This window comes from Paenisporosarcina sp. TG20, from assembly GCF_000286315.1.
In the GTDB taxonomy this organism is placed as follows: Bacteria; Bacillota; Bacilli; order Bacillales_A; family Planococcaceae; genus Paenisporosarcina.
Genome location: NZ_ALJG01000351.1, coordinates 1 through 18,374, shown reverse-complemented (window position 1 = coordinate 18,374; position 18,374 = coordinate 1). Strand labels below are relative to the sequence as shown.

Here is an 18,374-nt window from a genome sequence, read left to right as displayed (position 1 = left end):
TTATAGTTTTAAACTGAATTTTTTTATTTTGTAGATTAGTGTATGCCTTGCAATTCCTAGTTTTTCTGCAGCTTTCGTTTGGTTACCGTTTGTCTCTATTAGTGCCTTCTTAATCATTTGTTCTTCAACTTCTTCTAATACTTCTGGAAGATTTCCAGAAAAGAAATTTTTATTTACAACTTCGCCTGTCAATAACTCGTGTTGTGCTTCCTCAAATTGAAATGAAGCTTTAACTAAATCCTCTGGAACAATTGTACCGAAACGCTTTAAGATATGAGCTCGTTCAAGGGTATTAAGTAATTCTCTTATGTTTCCTGGCCATTGGTAGTTTGTAAAAATGGTTACACTACGTGGATCAATTTCTATCTTCTTTTTGTATTTATCATTTAATTTTATAAGCTGATGTTTAATTAAAAACGGAATATCCTCCCTCCGTTCTCGTAATGGGGGGACTTCTACTTCAATCAAATTTAAGCGATAATACAAGTCTTCTCTAAAATCACCTTTTCTTATTAATTCTTTTACGTCCTTATTTGTGGCCGTAATAATTCTTACATCTACAGTTTGAAAATCATTACTACCTAACTGCATGACACGCTTATCTTCAAGTAGTTGTAATAATTTCGCCTGCATGTTCGGTGAGATATCTCCAATCTCATCTAATAAAATCGTCCCTCCATCTGACGAAACAAATATTCCGACCTTTGAAGTTGTTGCGCCATTAAATGCTCCTTTTTGATAGCCAAACAACTCACTTTCCAATAATAACTCTGGGATCGCAGCACAGTTGATGGAAAAAAAAGGTTTTTTGCTACGACTACTTTGTTCATGAACCCATCGAGCAAGAACTGTCTTTCCAACGCCACTTTCACCTGAAATTAAAATACTGGCGTCGGTTTCCTTCACTTGAGTTAAAAGCTCCATCACCTGTTTTATTTTTTTGTTTTGAAAAGCGAATATATCTTCTCCTAATTTTTCACCCTCTTTAGGTTCTCTTACCTTATGGTAACAACTCTTTACTACGATATTTTTTAACTCCTCTAATTCTATCGGTTTATTTAGATAATCAGTAGCTCCTAACTTCATTGCAGAAACAGCATTTTCTACGTTTGCATACGCTGTTAACATGATAACTGGAATATTTCCACCTCTGTTTTGGATTTCTTTTAGTACATCCAATCCTGTCATATCAGGTAGCATATAATCTAAAATAACCGCATCAATTTGTTTATTATTTAATACTGATAATGCATCAGCTCCATCATGGGCAAGGTGGGATAGAATACCTGATTTTTTCAATTTACGGGCGACTAATTTGCATAGTTGCACTTCATCATCTACTACTAATACTGATAATTGTTTATTCATTCTCCACTTCCACCCCCGTATTTACTAAAAAACAACACTGAAACGATGTTCCCTCACTTGAACTTTCTATTTTTAATTCACCGTTATGCTCTCTGACTATATCTCTAGCGATGGTTAACCCCAGTCCATTACCTGTTTCTTTTGTAGAAAAAAATGGATCAAATAACCACTCCACATCTTTTTCAGGAATACCCGGTCCTGTATCATCTATAGCTACAATTACGCATCTTCCCTGTTTTGCTTGTATTACCTCAAAAGTTGATACAGTTAATGTCCCTTCAATAGGCATTGCCTCAATTGCATTTAGAACCAAGTTTAAAAAAGCTTGTATTAATTGATCATGAAGGCCTATTATTTCGGACGTAGGTTCATACTGTCGAATCACTTCTATTCTCGACTCACTAGTTTTTAAACGGACAAGATGCAATACTTCTTCCATCACCATCGAAACGTCAAATGACTCAGCATCCTTTTTATTTATTTTAGCAAAGCTGAGAAAGTTATTAACAATACTGTTCATCCTGCGTACTACTTGATGGATATCCTTTGATAATTCCACTATTTCAGAAGAACTGTTTTCTTCCTCTACTTCATCTACTAATAACTCAGCAGATCCTGATAAAATAGCTAAAGGATTTTTTATCTCATGGGCAATTCCTGTAGTAATTTGTCCGATAATTGCAAGCTTATCATTTTGTTTAAGGCGTGATTCTAACAATTTCATTTGAGAAATATCTTGTAAAACAGCAATACTACCAATTGCCTCTTTTTGCTCGTTATATAATTTGGCGGTTGCTATTTTGACAATATGCTTTTGACCATCTGCATTAATAATATAACTCTCACACTCACTTGAGGTTTCTTTAGATACTAAAGAATGTAGTAACCTGAAGTCGTTTTTATCGTTTTTTATTGGGAGTTCTGATAAAGTTACGTCTAACAATTTGTTACGAGAAAAACCTACCATTTTTTCAAACTGCTGATTAACATATGTGATCATAGCATCTTTATTTACCGTTACTATTGCATAGGGTATTCCCTCAATAACATCATGAAGATATCTTTCCTTTTCCTCCAACATTTTTTGTTTTTGATAATTACTGTTTCCTACTGAAATAATCGTTTTTCTCAGTACTCCTAATTCATCATTTTGATAGCACTGATGACTATCTGTAGACTCATAGTACATTTTTTTACGATATTCCTTCGCATAATTTGTTAGCCGCACAATTGGATATACAATATTACGCATCCCCATCCATATAAAAAGGATTGAAAGAGCAAAAACCCCTAAAAAACTAATTGTAAAAAGGAACGATAGCTTGCGGATTGGTTCAAATGCTATGCTTTCTGGTACTCCATACGCTAAGGCCCAACCATCACGCATCGTTTGGTAGGCAATTACACTTTTTTCATCAAGATACGTCTCCTTCATTACACCAAATGAATCTTGAAATAACTTTTTAACAATTAACTCTGAGGAATAGTCCAAACCTACTTCTTTTCCATTAGTAGAGGAAAGGACTTTCCCATGATTATCAACGATAAAACTAAAATGACCTTTTGTTCCAATAAAACTTTTTAACACAGATGAAAGATAATCCTTCCCAAGTTCAGCAATTAAAACACCTTTAAACTCATGTTTTTTATTTAGTACTGGAATTGCAACTGATACAACAGTATCACCACGGGAATTAGGAGCAAAGTCTGATACCGCATAGTTAAGACTCCTTTTAACGCGCTCGAACTTAGGGTAGTCATAATAGATAGAAGGCTCAATTTCGGGTTCAAAAGGAGCTTCAAAGATCATTTTTTGATTTTCGTTAAGAAAATAGATCGTATGGACGATTGGACTTTGAGAGATTGCTATTTTTGAGCGTTCAAAAATTATATCTACATCAAGTTCATTATCTATAACATTCCCAGAAATTAAATGTAATTGTAGGACAATATCGCTAACTTCTTTATTGATTCTTTTTACAATACTATCAGTATTAGAAACATTTGTTTCGATAATATCGTTCTCAATCATTCGCTCTGCATATCCAACAATCAACTGATATATTAGCAGGCTAGGAATAATAAAAGTCAACGCAAATAAAATCACATATTTTTTTGTAATACTACTCCTAATAGGTTCAGACAAATCAGAATAAAGCGTTTTCAATTTATTTTTCATTTATTGCCCCCCGTTACTATGTATGAGGAAGTCAAGTCATTGCTAGATAAAGATTATATCCATCATATTACTAAGATAAGATATATTCAACACTACTTTTTTTGGAATTATTAAAAAAATATCAAATTCAGGTAGTTGCTCAGAGAGAGCGGTGATGCAAAGCTTAGAAATCACGGGCTGATAGCTTTAAACGAGGATAAGCAGCAACCCTGAATAATAAGTATTTCTTAAACAAAATGATCTGAAATCATAATTACTACTACCATTACACGCTAACTTTTCTTTTTCTATAACTATTATAAAATTTCACCATTCCTTATACTGAAAAATCTTCTGCATATCTCTTCCATACCGTAAATCCTCTTCACATTCATTTTTTTGTCTGTATTCCCCAAATGTTTGGTTTAGGAATGTCAGTCGTAGAAAAGCGGAAATTAACTGTTGCCGAAAAAAACCGTGCAATTAGCTCCGATAAACCGCCAAAAAGCTCCGCGGATTTTTTCTCCACAGCGCTATACCTTGCTAGCATTTTTACAATTCTATATCAACTTCATTCTCGTGAAACAAGATTTGTTGGGGTGTCAGTATGAGAACGTAAAAACAGCACTAATTTGGATTATTTACTTGCTTTTCCTTTTGTTAATATACATGGAATCCCTTTACCTTTTGTACCAGGCTTACTCATTTTTTCTAAATAAACTAATCCTCTTGCACATTGGAAGGATTTCTCTTTCTGGTATGCTCATTATCTATAAGTGCAATATATTTTTAAAGCTAGAGTTATAAAAGATCAAATACGCCTTTACGTCTTCTTTTTTCTATTGAGATAATCTCAATCCTTTTAATTCTTAAGTTTCGCACATTGAAAATCCTATAAAAAAAGCCTCTTCGAAAGAAACGAAAAGGTAAGAAAAACCCGCATGAACACTGACTTTTTGGTATAATTAAGGTACTATTCCAAATCAACCAAAAAGGACGTGTTATCATGCAGAAAAATGTAAAAGAAATTGAAAAAGTATTTCAATCACATGGTTTTTCTATTGATTCTATTATACAAAATGCGATGAAAGAATTCAAATTTCGTTCCCTTTGTCATCGGGTCGGATTTAAAAAACAACAAGGCTATTCTGTCACCGACATTATGACTTTATTGTTGTTGCTTCCACTCATGCTAATCACTAGTGTTAACGCCCTTTATAAAAGCAGTTATCAAAACATGGCAGGGATGAAAAAGGATGCTCTTTACCGTCTGAAGAATAACGAGCGCATGCCTTGGCGCAATCTACTTTTAACTGTCGCGAAACAATTTCAAAAACCAGTAAACCCGAACAAGGCAATGGCCAAAAAAGCAGCCTTTATTTTGGATGAAACGATTGATATTCGTACGGGTCGGAAAATTGAAAAGATCTCCTATGTTCATGATCACGTAGCGGGCCGCAAGAAAAGTACACTAGGGTTTAAGAACTTAACGTTGGGGCTGTTTGACGGGACAAGTTTTATTCCACTTGATTTTAGCCTGCATGCAGAAAAACCGCAGAAACAAAAGCACCGGAAAGAACAATACACTAAAATAAGAGATCCCCGGTCCAATGGAGCCAAGCGCAAGAAAGAGTCTGATGTGGGCAAGATTACCAGCGGACTTATGATGCTTAAAAGAGCCGTGAAACATGGATTTCAAGCCAACTATGTTTTAGTTGATAGCTGGTTCCCAAGTAAGGGGTTCATCTCAACCGTTAGAGGGATTAAGAATGGTGCGTTGCACCTGATTTGTGCCATGAAAAAGGATTTCAGAAAATACACCTACAACGGACAGGAATTGAACGCCAAACAACTACTAAAAACCCTTCAGAATGAAGGGAAAGAAAAGCGTTGTCGCAAAAGAAACACACGCTACTTTGAAGTGACTGTCGAGTATGCGGCCATCGGTGAAACGGTGAAGGTGTATTTTTGTCGATTTCCCTACCAAAAAAAGTGGAAACTATTCCTGTCTACAGACTAATCTTTGACCTTCCTCGAAATGTTGGAAGTCTATTCAGTGCGCTGGACGATTGAGGTTTTTTTCAAAGAGACCAAACAACTTCTTCGATTAGGTAAATGCCAGTCTCAGAACTTTGGTGCCCAAATTGCCCATGTAACCACAACGTATATTTTGTATTCCTTCTTAGCCTATTATCGTAGGATGAACGACTATGAAACATTGGGCGGGTTGTTTGAGGTAATCAAGGATCAGATGGTGGAAAAGAATATAGCGGAACGACTATGGAACTTGTTTGAGGAGCTTTTGGACGTGGTCATTGCCGCGTTTACAGAATCGGGAGCAGTTGACATTCAAGTCTTTAAGAAATCACCTGAATATGTACACATCAAGGAGCTGTTCGAGAGTTCCTTTTTGGGAAATCAATTATTTGAGGACGATAAAGCGGCTTAATTGGTCAAAATGGAATGAAGCAAGAACCTTATCCTAGCGAAGGATTCCGACGGAATTCGTAGCTTGAAAACCGCATTTTTAGGGGTGCGAAACTTAAGAACAACCTTCACGAAACGGACAGACTTTACATTTATTAATATCAAAATAGTAGGTTTGTCTTTGGTTTACCCCTACATTTTTCTTATTTGTACGTGATTTTTTGGGTATAGCGTGCTTTTGTATGCGTTGCATCCACGATAATGGATTTGCTTTTGATGAGTTCTTTTTCCAGTGTAATATCAACCGTCTTTTGAATGAGTATATCTAGTAAATTCACGTCTTGAAGACGAAGTTTACGGAACTTCGTTAAGGAACTCGGATCAATCACCGAAGCTTCTGGCGCCATGCCTAGGAAATATTTTAACAACATATCGTCCTTAGAAAGTGATTGAAGTGGAAGGCGGCGACTCCTGCGGGAAAAGCGAGACAGACGAGACCCCGCAGGAAGCAAATTGGGCAAAAGCAATTTTGCCCAATTCGTTTGCGACGAAGCTAGCGAAGCGATGCAGGAGCACCGGTTTTTCAAGCGACGAGGAGGCTCGGCGCCAATGTCATCAAGCTAGTTTCCCATATATTAGGGTATATCCCGTCTGACTAATGTGTCTTTTTGATTATGCTTTTTAAGTGTTGTAAATTTGTCAACAATTCGCTTAAATGTAACTTGACTTTTCAATAAACACCTAACAATCGATTCGGATACCTTTATTTGGTATATCAAATTCGATAGTAGGGATTATCATGAAAAGCAAGACTTTTTTAGGCGCAATACGAGTGACAGAAGAGCTTTTGAACGATGTGATATTTATGTGTGAATCTCGGACGAAGTCAACTTATTTTACACGTCAAGGAAACAATAAATTGAATTTTACTAGTATCATTTTATTCTGTATGAACCTTGTAAAAAAGTCGGTTCAACTTGAATTAGATGACTTTTTTAACCTACTGAATCGTACAGAACTTAGCATCACGAAGCAGGGATTTTCCGAGGCGAGACGGGAAATATCTCCCACTGCTTTTATCAAATTAGCTGATGCTGTCACAGAATGGTTTTATGATGATGGCGTCATGAAAACCTTTAGAGGGTATAGACTTTCCGCTATTGATGGCTCTGTCATAGAGCTGAACAATTCTAAACAGCTAAGAAATGAATTTGGCTATGTTGAAAATAAGACTAGAAAATTCGCTCGTGCCAGGGCTTCTTGTATCTATGATTTAGAAAACAATATCATCATGGTATCAACAATCGGCAAGTATACTTTTGCAGAACGCGATGGTGTCAAGGAACTTATTGAAAAGCTGAAAATGAAAGGATTAAAAAATGATCTCATTCTTTTTGATAGAGGATATCCTTCCAAAAAATTCATCTCCTATTTGGTATCGAGCAAAATTAAGTTTTTAATACGTGTTTCTCGTTCCACAATGAAAGAAGTCATGGAAGCCCGAGAACCAGATCAAATAATAGAGATAGACTTTGAAGGAAAGAAAATTCGTTTACGTGTAATACGACTTTTGTTAGATTCCGGTGAAGAAGAAGTTCTCGTGACAAATCTTTTGGATGAAGACCTAGGTATTCAAGAATTCAAAGAGCTGTATTTTAAACGTTGGAGAATTGAAAGTAAGTATAATGAATTAAAAAACAACCTTCAAATTCAAAACTTTACGGGTGACACAGTGATCGCTGTTGAACAGGACTTTTATGCATCCATTTATTTAACCAATATGGCTGCCCTCTTAAAGCACGAAGCAAACGAGAATATTGCTCAAAAGAATAAAGGCAAAAAGTTAAAATACGACTATCAGGTTAACACAAATATTCTTATTGGAAAGTTAAAGAATTCGCTGATTTTGATGTTACTCGAAGGTCATCCCAAAAAGCGTGAGGCCATCTTTCATCGGATTATGAAAGAGATTTCGCGAAATAAAGTTCCCATTCGTCCTGGAAGAAGTTTTCCACGCAATATGGGGCTAAAAGCAAATAAATATAGCCTAAATCAAAAAAGATGTCTGTAACATTATTTTAGTAAAGAGAGGACCTGGTATAACCGTTTGATGAAACTAAAGAGAAGAACACAGGGACTTGAAAAAATTGAATACCAAGCCCCGGGCATCCTATTGCCTTTTTTCCTCATCCAAAAATAGGCCGTCAATTAATTGAACGTAGGTTCTCCATTTCGAATGATTGATATGGGAGCTGTAAGTTATTGACTCTTTAGCTTGATGACATTGGGCTCGGCGCTCGCCCGCGGAAAGCGTCCGCCAGCAACGGAAATCACCTGTACTAGTCCATAAGCTAAGAAATTATAAATTGACTTTTTCAGTGCCTTCCGAGGTTATCGGCCGATTTTTACCTTCATTGTATAATTGGATAAACCAACATATTCATTCCGTTTGAAACATCCAGAACAAAATAATATTTCTTTCCACTAAATTCAACTTCAACTTTATTTACACCTTCAAGATCTGTCCCAAATGAAGTTTCTATCAATTGTCCACCGGTTTGGGGTAGTGGCATATTACTTTCTAAATAATTATCTACATAACTTATAAATACACTCATTGCTTGAAATATCGCTCCTCTGTTAACCCCAGCCTCTTCATACCCAACTAACCTCATTTCGATTACATTTTTTGTCACATTATCAACTATATACACAATTCTTATGTCTAAGGAATTTTCAATTACATAGTAAAACGTGGTTACATACCCATCGGACTTCGTTTCATCTTTTGCAATATTATCCAAGTCAATCTCATATCTACCCTTTGTACCAAACTGATTTCTTACGGTTTGGTTCCATCTTGATGCTTCCTTTTTTGCATTGGTAAATATTTCTATATCAACGTCTTTCTCTATTCCTGAAGGTGTTTTCACCGAATTTTCAATTTTATTTAGTTCTTTTACTGGAAGTGGAAAATCAAAATTCTCTTCTTTACCTTTTATTATCTCCAATGAAATAAACCCGATCAGTAATAATCCAATACTGAAGATGATTCCAACAATTATAATTGACGCTCTATTCATGGAATTCTCCTTTTTTCTCAGTATATACAAGGAGTTCTCAGATTGTTAAGAAGTTCTTGTTCTACATCCTTCCTTCTTGTTGTATCGGATGATATATCATAATAAAACAGCCAAAATTTCTGTTCAATATCCTAAGAATGAAATTTCGAATAGTAACCCTGCTTATATTTACGTTTGGAATGATTTCCAATGCTCTTACATATTTTTAGTATTTACTATTTCTGAATTACTTCCTATATTAATTGGACCCTTTAGACTTTTTTCCACTTCCATCTTTCCTGGACTTCACTTTATGAAATGTTAAGAATGTATCTCTTTAACTAATTCCCTTCTATCTAATTTATAGTAAATTCATTTTTTTTCGATGGGAGTGTAAATTACTCAGGTTTAATATTTTTGCTTGAATACAGTAAATAGAATGCATTCATGCTATTAAACATCTTTAATTGGAAGAAAACACTGAAAAGAAAGGGTTGAAGAAGTATGAAAAAGGTAGCGTGGTCAGCAGGTCACGGGAAAAATACGCCAGGTAAGCGTACGCCTGATGGAGAACGAGAGTGGACATTTAACAATAAAGTTGTAATTGCTGGGATGGCTTACCTAGAAAACTATGAGGGTGTACAACAGATACGTGTCGACGATCCAAGCGGAAATACAGATGTACCTCTAGTAACTCGTACAAATGAGGCAAACGCATGGAACGCTGATATTTATGTTAGTTCTCACCACAATGCGATTGGAACCCAATGGGGAAATCATAGTGGTGTCGAAACATACGTAATGGAACCAGCGAGCAATAATCCTCTATCGGTTAAACTAGCGAATCAGATTCATCCAAAGGTCGTCAATGCGATGGGTTTAACAGACCGGGGAGTGAAATCAGCTAACTTTCATGAACTACGTGAAACGAATATGCCTGCAGCTCTGGTTGAAGGAGGATTCATGGATAGTCGAACGGATATACTAAAAATGAGAGACGATAGTTTCTTAAAAGACCAGGGAGAAGCAATTGCAAAAGGCATTGCTGAATATTTTGATTTAGTGAAGAAGTCAGAACCAATAGAGGACGTCAAACAAGAAACTCCTCAAAATCATACTGACGGAAACTATAAAATTCAAAATGGAGACACTCTCTATTCAATTGCTGAAGAGTTTGGTGTACCCGTAAATGAATTGCAGGAAGCAAATCAAAACGTAAACCCTCGTGCTTTACAAATCGGCTCATTTATCAACATTCCAAATGGTAAATATGTCGCTCATAAGATTGAAAATGGAGACACACTTTACAGTTTGGCTCAAAAATACAAGGTTTCACTTGACGCAATTCGGGACGTGAACAAAGGAATTGAAGCTCGTGAACTTTCTATTGGAGACACAGTCAAAATTCCAGTTGTGAAGGTTTCAGAGGCGACTCCAAAACCAAAACCAAACATGAAGACCGTCTCAATTGTTGAATATTTGAAGTCAATTGACGTTGACTCAAGTTACGACCACAGAGCTGAACTTGCAAAGAAACACGGAATTCCTGGTTATCAAGGTTCAGCTGAACAGAACACTGAACTTTTGAACATCATGAGAGGGGCAGTAAAGGATGCTTTCGAACCAAAACTCCCTTCTGGCGTTTTACGTTATGGAGACAACGGAAACGACGTGAGGATGCTCCAGCAGGCTCTCAATGAATTGTTTTTCAAAGTTGGAGAAGTTGACGGTTCTTATGGAGCAAAAACAAAAGACGCTGTTGAACGTTTCCAAAAAGTTCATGACCCATACCATGTTGACGGAGTTTATGGTTCTAGGACAAGAGAACGAATGAACCGTCTTTTGAAATAGAGTCACACAAATTCTGAAATAAGAAATGTTACAAAAAGCAATTGTAATCGGTTCAATTTATAACTACCCAGTATCAGAGGTTTTGTCTATCTGATTAAATGCACCAATATATCCCCGTAGTTCAATTAAAGGGGAAGTTGCAGTAGAGCTAATTATCGCTGGAGAAAATGCAGTTGGTCTGTCACGTTAGATTCATATATATATACGACTTCAACTTAAATAATACTTTTGAATTCTATTATATATATTATTATTTACTGAACTTTTTAAGAGTTTCAAACAGCTAATACTTGTTTCACTCAATGCAACCTATGTAGGTCCATAATATATTTACAAAGGTTTCAGGATCACTTTGTGTACAGTAAATCCTCTGCACTATCACTCAAAAAACGAAAAGGCGAATTCAGTGACTTTAAACTGAGCTCGCCTTCTCTTTATATATGTAGCCAGTTATCAGTCTGTTCTAATTCTCCTGCCATTCGGTATAGGAGATCTTCACGACCTTTTGCTGCTATGAATTGCACGCCTAGTGGTAAACCTAATTTGGTTTTGTACATTGGGACTGACATGGCTGGTTGTCCAGTAAGGTTTGCTAGTTGGGTAAAAGGCGTTCGTTTAAGACTATTCTTAATGATCTCATCTATTAATCCAGTCTTTTTTACTAGTGTCCCTAATTTTAACTTCCCTATTACATTCAGAAGAACTTTTTCTGTTAGCTTGGAATCCAGTTCTCCGATTTTTGCTGGTGGATAGGCAGTTGTTGGAGTTACATAAAAATCATATGTCGTATGAAAATCTTCCATAGAATATGCTGCAACATCCCATTCTCTCAAACCAAGTACCCACTCTTCTGCATTTGTAGCTTTTCCGAGTAACCCAAGTAACCATGTGGTCGGCTCTACATCACCATATTTAATCTTTCTTCCAAGTAGATTTTCTGCAGAAGCAAGGGATGCTGCTACCTCTCCGAAATACATCGTCATATAACTGTTAGCAATTTTAAGACCATCAACCGGAGCATCTTTTTCTTCGACTAAATGGCCCATACTTTCCAATAATGCGACTGTTTTCAGCACCGCTTCCTTGCATTCAGAATCAACTTCAGTACCAATTGGAGACTTTAATGAATAGGCTATTCGACGTCTTTTTTCTAACGGATTGGTCACACAATCAAGATAATTACACTCAAAAGGGGGTGCGTGAAAAGCGGCTCCTGGTTCATAACCTTTTGTTAGATCCAACATCATTGCGCTATCTCGAACTGATTTGGTCAACACATGATCGGCTGAAGCACCTTGCCACTGTCTTCCCAATTGTCTACCTACTGGCGCGCGTCCTCTAGTAGGCTTTAGGCCGAAAAGTCCGCAATATGCTGCTGGAATACGAATGGATCCTCCACCATCATTTGCGCCAGCAATCGGTACCATTCCAGATGCAACTGCTGCAGCGGAACCACCACTTGAACCTCCTGGAGTGTAATCAATATTCCACGGATTTCTGCTTGCTCCATATTGCTTAGGCTCGGTAATCCCCATCAAAGCTAACTCCGGAACATTCGTTTGACCCAGGAACACCGCTCCCGTTGTGCGAATTCTCTTAACAAACTCGGAGTCTTCTTTTGCTGTATAGTTTAAAAATGCTTTTGACCCAGACGTAATTGGCTCATTTTTAATTTCCTGCGTGATATTCTTGAGAAACATAGGCACCCCAGCAAATGCTCCAGATGGATTAAGATTTAAATGTTCCCTCGCTTGATCATACATTTTGTGAATAACTGCATTGAGTTTAGGATTTAGTTCTTCTGTCTTGGATATTGCCGCCTCAAGAATCTCTGTTGCTGTTATTTCTTTAGTTGTCACTAGTTCTGCTAGACCCATCGCATCATAGGATCCATATTCAAATTTGGACATATTCTACACCCCATCCTATTTTTTGAAAACCAGTTTAATAGAAGTAACTGATAAACTATACTAGAAACTTCCTATTATTAACTGTTAATAAAAGTATAAAAATCTTTTTTGTATTTGTATACAATTTTTTTGAAAATTACTTCAATTTACATACTTCATCCAACATACAGTTGAGTTATAATCTTTAAGAAGATCATTGACTATTAAATTAGTACGTGGAGGTCAAAATGACAATCGATGCAAAGATATGTCCTATTTGCAATAAAATAAATCATTGTGGAAATGAGCTGGGAGAGCCAACTTGTTGGTGTTCTAAACAGTTTTTTCCCAAAGAAATTTTTAAGCTAGTGTCTAATGAAAAACTATATAAATCATGTATATGTAAAGAGTGTTTGAATAAATCTATTAAACACTAACCCTCCCAAACTTGCTTTAAATAATTTACAGGATCAGTATCCCCCTCGGTACTTATTAGCAAAATTCGAGAAGTGGAATCCAGTGATAAATCTTGACTAATTTGAAGGTTTTCTTTTAATTTTCTCAAATAATATAACAATCCTAGTGTTACTGCACCAGACTCGCCTGAGACAATACGGGGATCATCTTTTAAAGGATTCCCGTACACACGCATTCCTAGTGAAGCGATAGAATCATTACATGAGAATGCTCCTGTAGCATACTGACGGAGAATACGAAACGCTCTTGTGTTCGGTTCCCCGCAGGCCAATCCCGCCATTATCGTATTCATCTCTCCAGTCACAGTTTCTCTAGTCCCCTCTTTAGTTAAAAATGACTGATAATAACAATCTGCCTCATTTGGTTCTACTACAATAATGATAGGAGGGTTTTTTCGATAATGTTGAATCATATAACCAGTTATTGCGCCAGCAAATGATCCGACTCCTGCCTGAAGAAAAATGTGCGTTGGCTGTAGTTCACCCTCAATTTGTTCCACAACTTCTTTTGACATTGATGCATACCCCTGCATAATCCAAAGTGGTATATCATCATAGCCCTCCCAAGCCGTATCCTGGACCATAATCCACCCATTTTCTTGTGCAAGATCTGCACACATCCTCACTGAATCATCGTAATTTAGTTCCGTAATATTTGCCTCTGCCCCTTCATTGCGAATAGCAGTTAGTCGCTCTAATGAGGAACCTGCTGGCATATAGACCACAGATTTATGTCCCAGTTCGCGAGCTGCCCATGCTACACCACGACCATGATTACCATCTGTTGCTGTAATAAAAGTTAATTCACCAAGCCTTTCTTTAACTTTTGACGATTGTAAAGTTTCAAATGAAAGGTCATCAATATTCTCGCCTAGACGTTCAGCCAAGTATTTTCCAATCGCAAATATGCCTCCCATCACTTTGAAGGCATTGAGACCAAACCGATATGACTCATCTTTTACTCTAATTTCAGCAACATTTAAAAACTCAGCTAAATTACTCAACTGGTGTAAAGGCGTTTCAGTGAAAGCATTATGTGTTTTTTGAAATCGATGAACTTTTTCGATTTCCTTGTCTTGAAAGAATGATAATTCCTCATCGTTGTATGTAGGTGAATAAAAATTATTTTTGATCCACTTTGGTTTCTGCATCAAGAGTCCCCCTTTTACTTAAACCTTTGATTTTTGTGGACGAGAGAATCGACACTGACTTCATAAAAAGTAGCGGCTGAAGATACAATTTCAGCCGCTATTTACATTTTATATAGTCAATATCTCCAATTACACATCTTCTAATCTTTATGGAGTGGAAACTGTACCGCCTGCTTGTTTATAGCGAGCATTGAACTCCTGTAAAAATTGATTCGTGATATCAGCGTCATGAATGATTAGTAAGTTCTCATCATTTATGTCTTCTCCATTAGTACTCCAATTAGTAGAACCAACAATAACCGTTGGATCGCTATCCGTATCCGCATCAACTATCATCGTTTTACTGTGCAACTTGCGAGATTCAGCATCTTTATATACCGGTGCAACATTAGCCCAACGTGTGTTTGGATTGTTGACACTTCCCGCAACGGTTTGGCCTGTCATTTCGATACTTGCGGACCACCACTGAGTCCAGAAGCTACTGTCAAATACGCCTTTTACATCGAATCCAGTTAGAGTCCCTTGCAAATCTTCATAAGATCCTTCCCACTTATTTTTCAGCTCATCGACTAAAGCCTGATCACTCCATGCAAATATGGTGAAATATGTTTTATAATCAGCTTCTGTCTTAATAAGTTCTACCATTCTTGCAATGGCATTGTCTCCAGGTGAGAAATACACTTCTATATTTTTACCACCCACGGTGACCTGGTGAACGGTATTATCAATTTTACGTGAGCTAAAATTGGAAACCTGAAGATCAGGAGTTAATGTATCTGACCCCCACATTTCGTTAAACTCTGTTTCATAAATTTGAGCCAATGCTGCAGAGTTTACTTCAACGATATGCTGTTGGTTTCCATCAAGAACACCAATGTTCATGTTTTCATCAGTCCCATAAAGCCCTGTAACTGTGAAATTCCAGCTACCAGTAAATACCCATTTATCATCGATAAGAGCAAATTTATTATGCATCTGCGTCGATGGGGAATAATAACTACCATCCGTCTTCTGTTCAGCCTCTACAAATAAATAGCCTATCATCTCAGTATTTCCTACCATAATAGTCTTTAGAGGAAAGTCGTTCGGTGACGAGGGTAGTTCATGTTTTGCTCGTTTTACTGAATCTTCAACGGCCAACATAGGTGATTCTGATAAAACTGTTATATCATCAGCTGTTCCAATTATCATGTCTTTTCCACGAACCATCTCTTCTATATAAAGCCTCATTAATTCGAACCTTTCAATATAGCTAGGATCAGATGCATTTTTCGAGTCAGCAATTACTCGCACGTCAACGCCTTCTGACGCTTTCAAGATAAGAGCATTCACTATTTTAGGAAGATTGATTTCATATGTAGTAAAATCAATACTCGTTTGTGCTCCCGATATTCGCTCAAGTAACCTATTTTCAAGATTCACATTATAATTCGCTTCATTACCGGGAGACGCGTATTGATCAAGTGCACATTTATTAAAGTACACATTAATTGCATCCGTGGCATCTGAAACTTGATTTAGGTGCTCAACTGAATCAGTACATCCACCGGTTTCAATTGTTCCGGAATTTATTTTACCTGGAGATCCAATTCCCTCTAAATAAATTTCAGTTGACGTACTCCAGTTGGCAGCATCTGAGCCAGTAGCCAAAGGATCAATTCGCTCCTTTGTCGCTTTAGTATCATTGTCACCACTATACCAAGCGTTAACTTCATCAATAACTACACCACTTGAATCTATTAATTCGAATGTTTCGCCAGAATTACCCATTGCCCCAGTATAAATCTGGTTTGCAGATACTTCAGAAACAGTTGAATCATCCGTTCTTTCGAGTATAAAGTAGCCTTTTGCAGAGATGTTTCCACTTAAAGAAATATTCGGGCTACCATCTGTCGCCTTTAGTATCCAGCCCTCTAAAGAAATGGAAGTATTAGTATTATTATAGAGTTCAATCCATTCATCGTTATAACTTACAGAGGTCCCCATCCAAGCAATTTCATTAATGACAACTTCTCCATTTATAGCAGCTTGAACGCTGGTTGCTGGAGAAACTGTTGGAGTAATAACGGCAAGCATTAAGCTAATCGACGCAAGAATCTTAACAATTTTTTTCATATATTTCTCCTTTTCATTAAATAATTTTTTGTTACTCTATCATCATACCTGTTTCAAATATTTTTAATATGTTTTTTCAAATGTTTTGTTAATTGACTGCTTCTGCAATACTTACTGATTTCCCAATATCTGTGGTTCCAGAAATGGGCTATTATAGTCATTAAATGAACCCTTCTAAAATTAATTTAGTAAAACTCATAATTGCATTACTTGACTAATTTTAATTATAATCTGATAATTCACATTAGTATAACGAAAGTTTGTCATGCTTATTATTACTTTTTTCATGTTGGGGAGCATTTCTTAATGACCATTCAAGTGATGTCAGGGGTTTTAGATTATCTGTTTGTTTATTCATTTTATATCAACCGTTAATCTATTCAGTTATTGGGTTTGCCTTGCCTTTTCAGGGGTAAATGATTTATAAGATCGATCTAGAGGAGATTATGAAATGAATGAACTAGTAGATACTATCATGTCGAATACTACTATATATAAGTTCCTAATCGCATTATTAGGCGTTGTTATAATCACCTTTTTTATTACTGGTTTGAAAAAAACTGCCCAACGCTATGTAAAGGATCACAGTAACTGGTATAAAACTAAAAAGACAATGAATATTTTTGGCTATATTCTGATTGTTATTTTTTTAGCTATCCTTTACAGCGATATGCTCGGAGGTATCACTGTTGTTCTTGGTGTTGCAAGTGCAGGCATTGCTTTTTCTTTAAAAGAAGTGATTGCCAGTATTGCAGGTTGGCTGACAATTTTAATGGGTGGAATGTTTAAAACAGGTGATCGGGTTCAGCTTGGTGGTGTAACCGGAGATGTTATTGATCTAGGTGTGCTTAGAACAACTGTTATGGAAGTTGGTCAATGGGTTGATGGCGATTTATATAACGGCAGAATAGTAAAAATCGCTAACAGCTTCGTGTTTACACAACCTGTTTATAATTATTCAACCGATTTCCCATTTCTGTGGGATGAGCTAACTATACCTGTGAAATTCGGCAGTGAGTATACTTTAGCAAGAGAATTGATATATAAAGTTGCTGACGAAAAAACTGGAGAATATAATGAATTCGCAAGAGAATACTGGGAATTAATGATGAGGAAATTCGTCATTGAAGATGCGACCACTAAGCCTTTGGTGACGTTAGCTGTCAACGATAACTGGGTGGAATTCACGCTTAGATATGTCGTTGAATATAAAAGACGAAGAATCATGAAAGATGAGTTATTCACAGGCATTCTCGAAGAGATAGAACGTAGTTCAGGAAGAGTCAAGCTGGCTTCTGCCACCTTTGAAGTAGTGAGCACACCGCCATTTGACGTAAATATTACCCATTCACGAGACCAGAGATAGGGTATTTGCGATCCTTTCTCTGGCAGTTGGCAACCACATCATGACTAGCTATCGGACATCGATATTTTATCGTTTATTCCATTAAATAGACTTGAATCGCTTACAGAGCGATTCAGGTCTTTTTTAAAACCGAAGAGGATCAAATTAGGAGGAAATTGGTTAGTTGCAACGAAACGTGAAAAGTTGCAACTAAACGCGAAAAGTTGCAACGAAAAAACTATTTGCCCCATAAAACCATTACGAAATTTAGGAGATAATTGGTTTGTTGCCCCAATCGAGCCAAAAGTTGCCCCTATCGCACAAAAAGTTGTCCAAATTCGACCCAAACCATAAGAAAAATCGGGCAAATTCCCAGAGTGTTACCAAAGAATGCACATTTTATAATGTTAGTACCATAACACCTCAGTTTATGGCATAACTTTCTACATTTAAGAAAAACCGGGCAAAGTACGCCCGGTCCTTTATAAGATAGCCTTCTATTAAAGTCTAGTGATTTCCGTTACAGGCGGAC

Annotated in this window: 12 protein-coding genes and 1 pseudogene; 6 read left to right on the top strand and 7 right to left on the bottom strand. The window is 36.7% G+C overall.

The genetic code is table 11. The features are described 5' to 3' along the window. Together B371_RS0117200 and B371_RS0117195 are read right to left on the bottom strand one after the other, a co-directional pair. A complete protein-coding gene (locus B371_RS0117200; protein ID WP_019415555.1) occupies window positions 1-1,368 on the bottom strand; it encodes a sigma-54 dependent transcriptional regulator in 1,368 nt (455 codons plus the stop codon). Beyond that, entirely contained in the window at window positions 1,361-3,547 is a 2,187-nt protein-coding gene (locus tag B371_RS0117195) for a PAS domain-containing sensor histidine kinase (RefSeq protein WP_019415554.1), read from the bottom strand. The genes B371_RS0117200 and B371_RS0117195 overlap by 8 nt, the downstream gene beginning before the upstream one ends. Before the next feature lie 985 nt (window positions 3,548-4,532). Between B371_RS0117195 and B371_RS22030 the strand changes: the two genes are divergently transcribed. Both B371_RS22030 and B371_RS24160 read left to right on the top strand, forming a co-directional pair. After that, a complete protein-coding gene (locus B371_RS22030) occupies window positions 4,533-5,546 on the top strand; it encodes a transposase (RefSeq protein ID WP_019415553.1) in 1,014 nt (337 codons plus the stop codon). Between the two features lie 18 nt (window positions 5,547-5,564). Next, window positions 5,565-5,975 (top strand): transposase, encoded by a 411-nt coding sequence (locus B371_RS24160; protein ID WP_255348675.1) that lies wholly within the window; start codon window positions 5,565-5,567, stop codon window positions 5,973-5,975. 199 nt (window positions 5,976-6,174) lie between these two features. Here the strand turns inward: B371_RS24160 and B371_RS22025 are convergent. Further along, window positions 6,175-6,396: pseudogene (locus tag B371_RS22025) on the bottom strand (transposase); the annotation flags it as partial. 356 nt (window positions 6,397-6,752) lie between these two features. Between B371_RS22025 and B371_RS0117180 the strand changes: the two are divergent. Continuing rightward, complete coding sequence (locus B371_RS0117180; protein ID WP_019415550.1) at window positions 6,753-8,024, top strand: IS4 family transposase; 1,272 nt, start codon at window positions 6,753-6,755, stop codon at window positions 8,022-8,024. Between the two features lie 340 nt (window positions 8,025-8,364). On the opposite strand, the gene B371_RS0117175 is transcribed toward B371_RS0117180, so the two are convergent. After that, window positions 8,365-9,036 (bottom strand): hypothetical protein, encoded by a 672-nt coding sequence (locus B371_RS0117175; RefSeq protein ID WP_019415549.1) that lies wholly within the window; start codon window positions 9,034-9,036, stop codon window positions 8,365-8,367. Window positions 9,037-9,519: 483 nt separating this feature from the next. On the opposite strand from B371_RS0117175, the gene B371_RS23070 reads away from it, so the two are divergent. Further along, on the top strand, window positions 9,520-10,866 hold the full coding sequence (locus B371_RS23070) for an N-acetylmuramoyl-L-alanine amidase (RefSeq protein ID WP_019415548.1): 1,347 nt from the start codon (window positions 9,520-9,522) through the stop codon (window positions 10,864-10,866). A 434-nt stretch (window positions 10,867-11,300) separates the two neighbouring features. Here the strand turns inward: B371_RS23070 and B371_RS0117160 are convergent, their stop codons facing one another. After that, window positions 11,301-12,776, bottom strand: a complete 1,476-nt coding sequence (locus B371_RS0117160; RefSeq protein ID WP_019415547.1) for an amidase — start codon at window positions 12,774-12,776, stop codon at window positions 11,301-11,303. 227 nt (window positions 12,777-13,003) lie between these two features. Here B371_RS0117160 and B371_RS0117155 point away from each other — a divergent pair, with 227 nt between their 5' ends. Beyond that, on the top strand, window positions 13,004-13,192 hold the full coding sequence (locus B371_RS0117155) for a cysteine-rich CWC family protein (RefSeq protein WP_019415546.1): 189 nt from the start codon (window positions 13,004-13,006) through the stop codon (window positions 13,190-13,192). Here B371_RS0117155 and dpaL read toward each other — a convergent pair. Together dpaL and B371_RS0117145 are read right to left on the bottom strand one after the other, a co-directional pair. After that, window positions 13,189-14,382 carry a diaminopropionate ammonia-lyase gene (gene dpaL, locus B371_RS0117150; protein ID WP_019415545.1) on the bottom strand — a complete coding sequence of 398 codons (1,194 nt, stop codon included), beginning with the start codon at window positions 14,380-14,382 and terminating at the stop codon, window positions 13,189-13,191. The genes B371_RS0117155 and dpaL overlap by 4 nt on opposite strands. A 147-nt stretch (window positions 14,383-14,529) precedes the next feature. Then, window positions 14,530-16,497, bottom strand: coding sequence for a phospholipase D-like domain-containing protein (locus B371_RS0117145; RefSeq protein ID WP_019415544.1), 1,968 nt, complete (start codon window positions 16,495-16,497; stop codon window positions 14,530-14,532). A gap of 451 nt (window positions 16,498-16,948) precedes the next feature. Between B371_RS0117145 and B371_RS0117140 the strand changes: the two genes are divergently transcribed. Continuing rightward, window positions 16,949-17,863, top strand: coding sequence for a mechanosensitive ion channel family protein (locus tag B371_RS0117140; RefSeq protein WP_019415543.1), 915 nt, complete (start codon window positions 16,949-16,951; stop codon window positions 17,861-17,863). Window positions 17,864-18,374 lie beyond the last annotated feature (511 nt).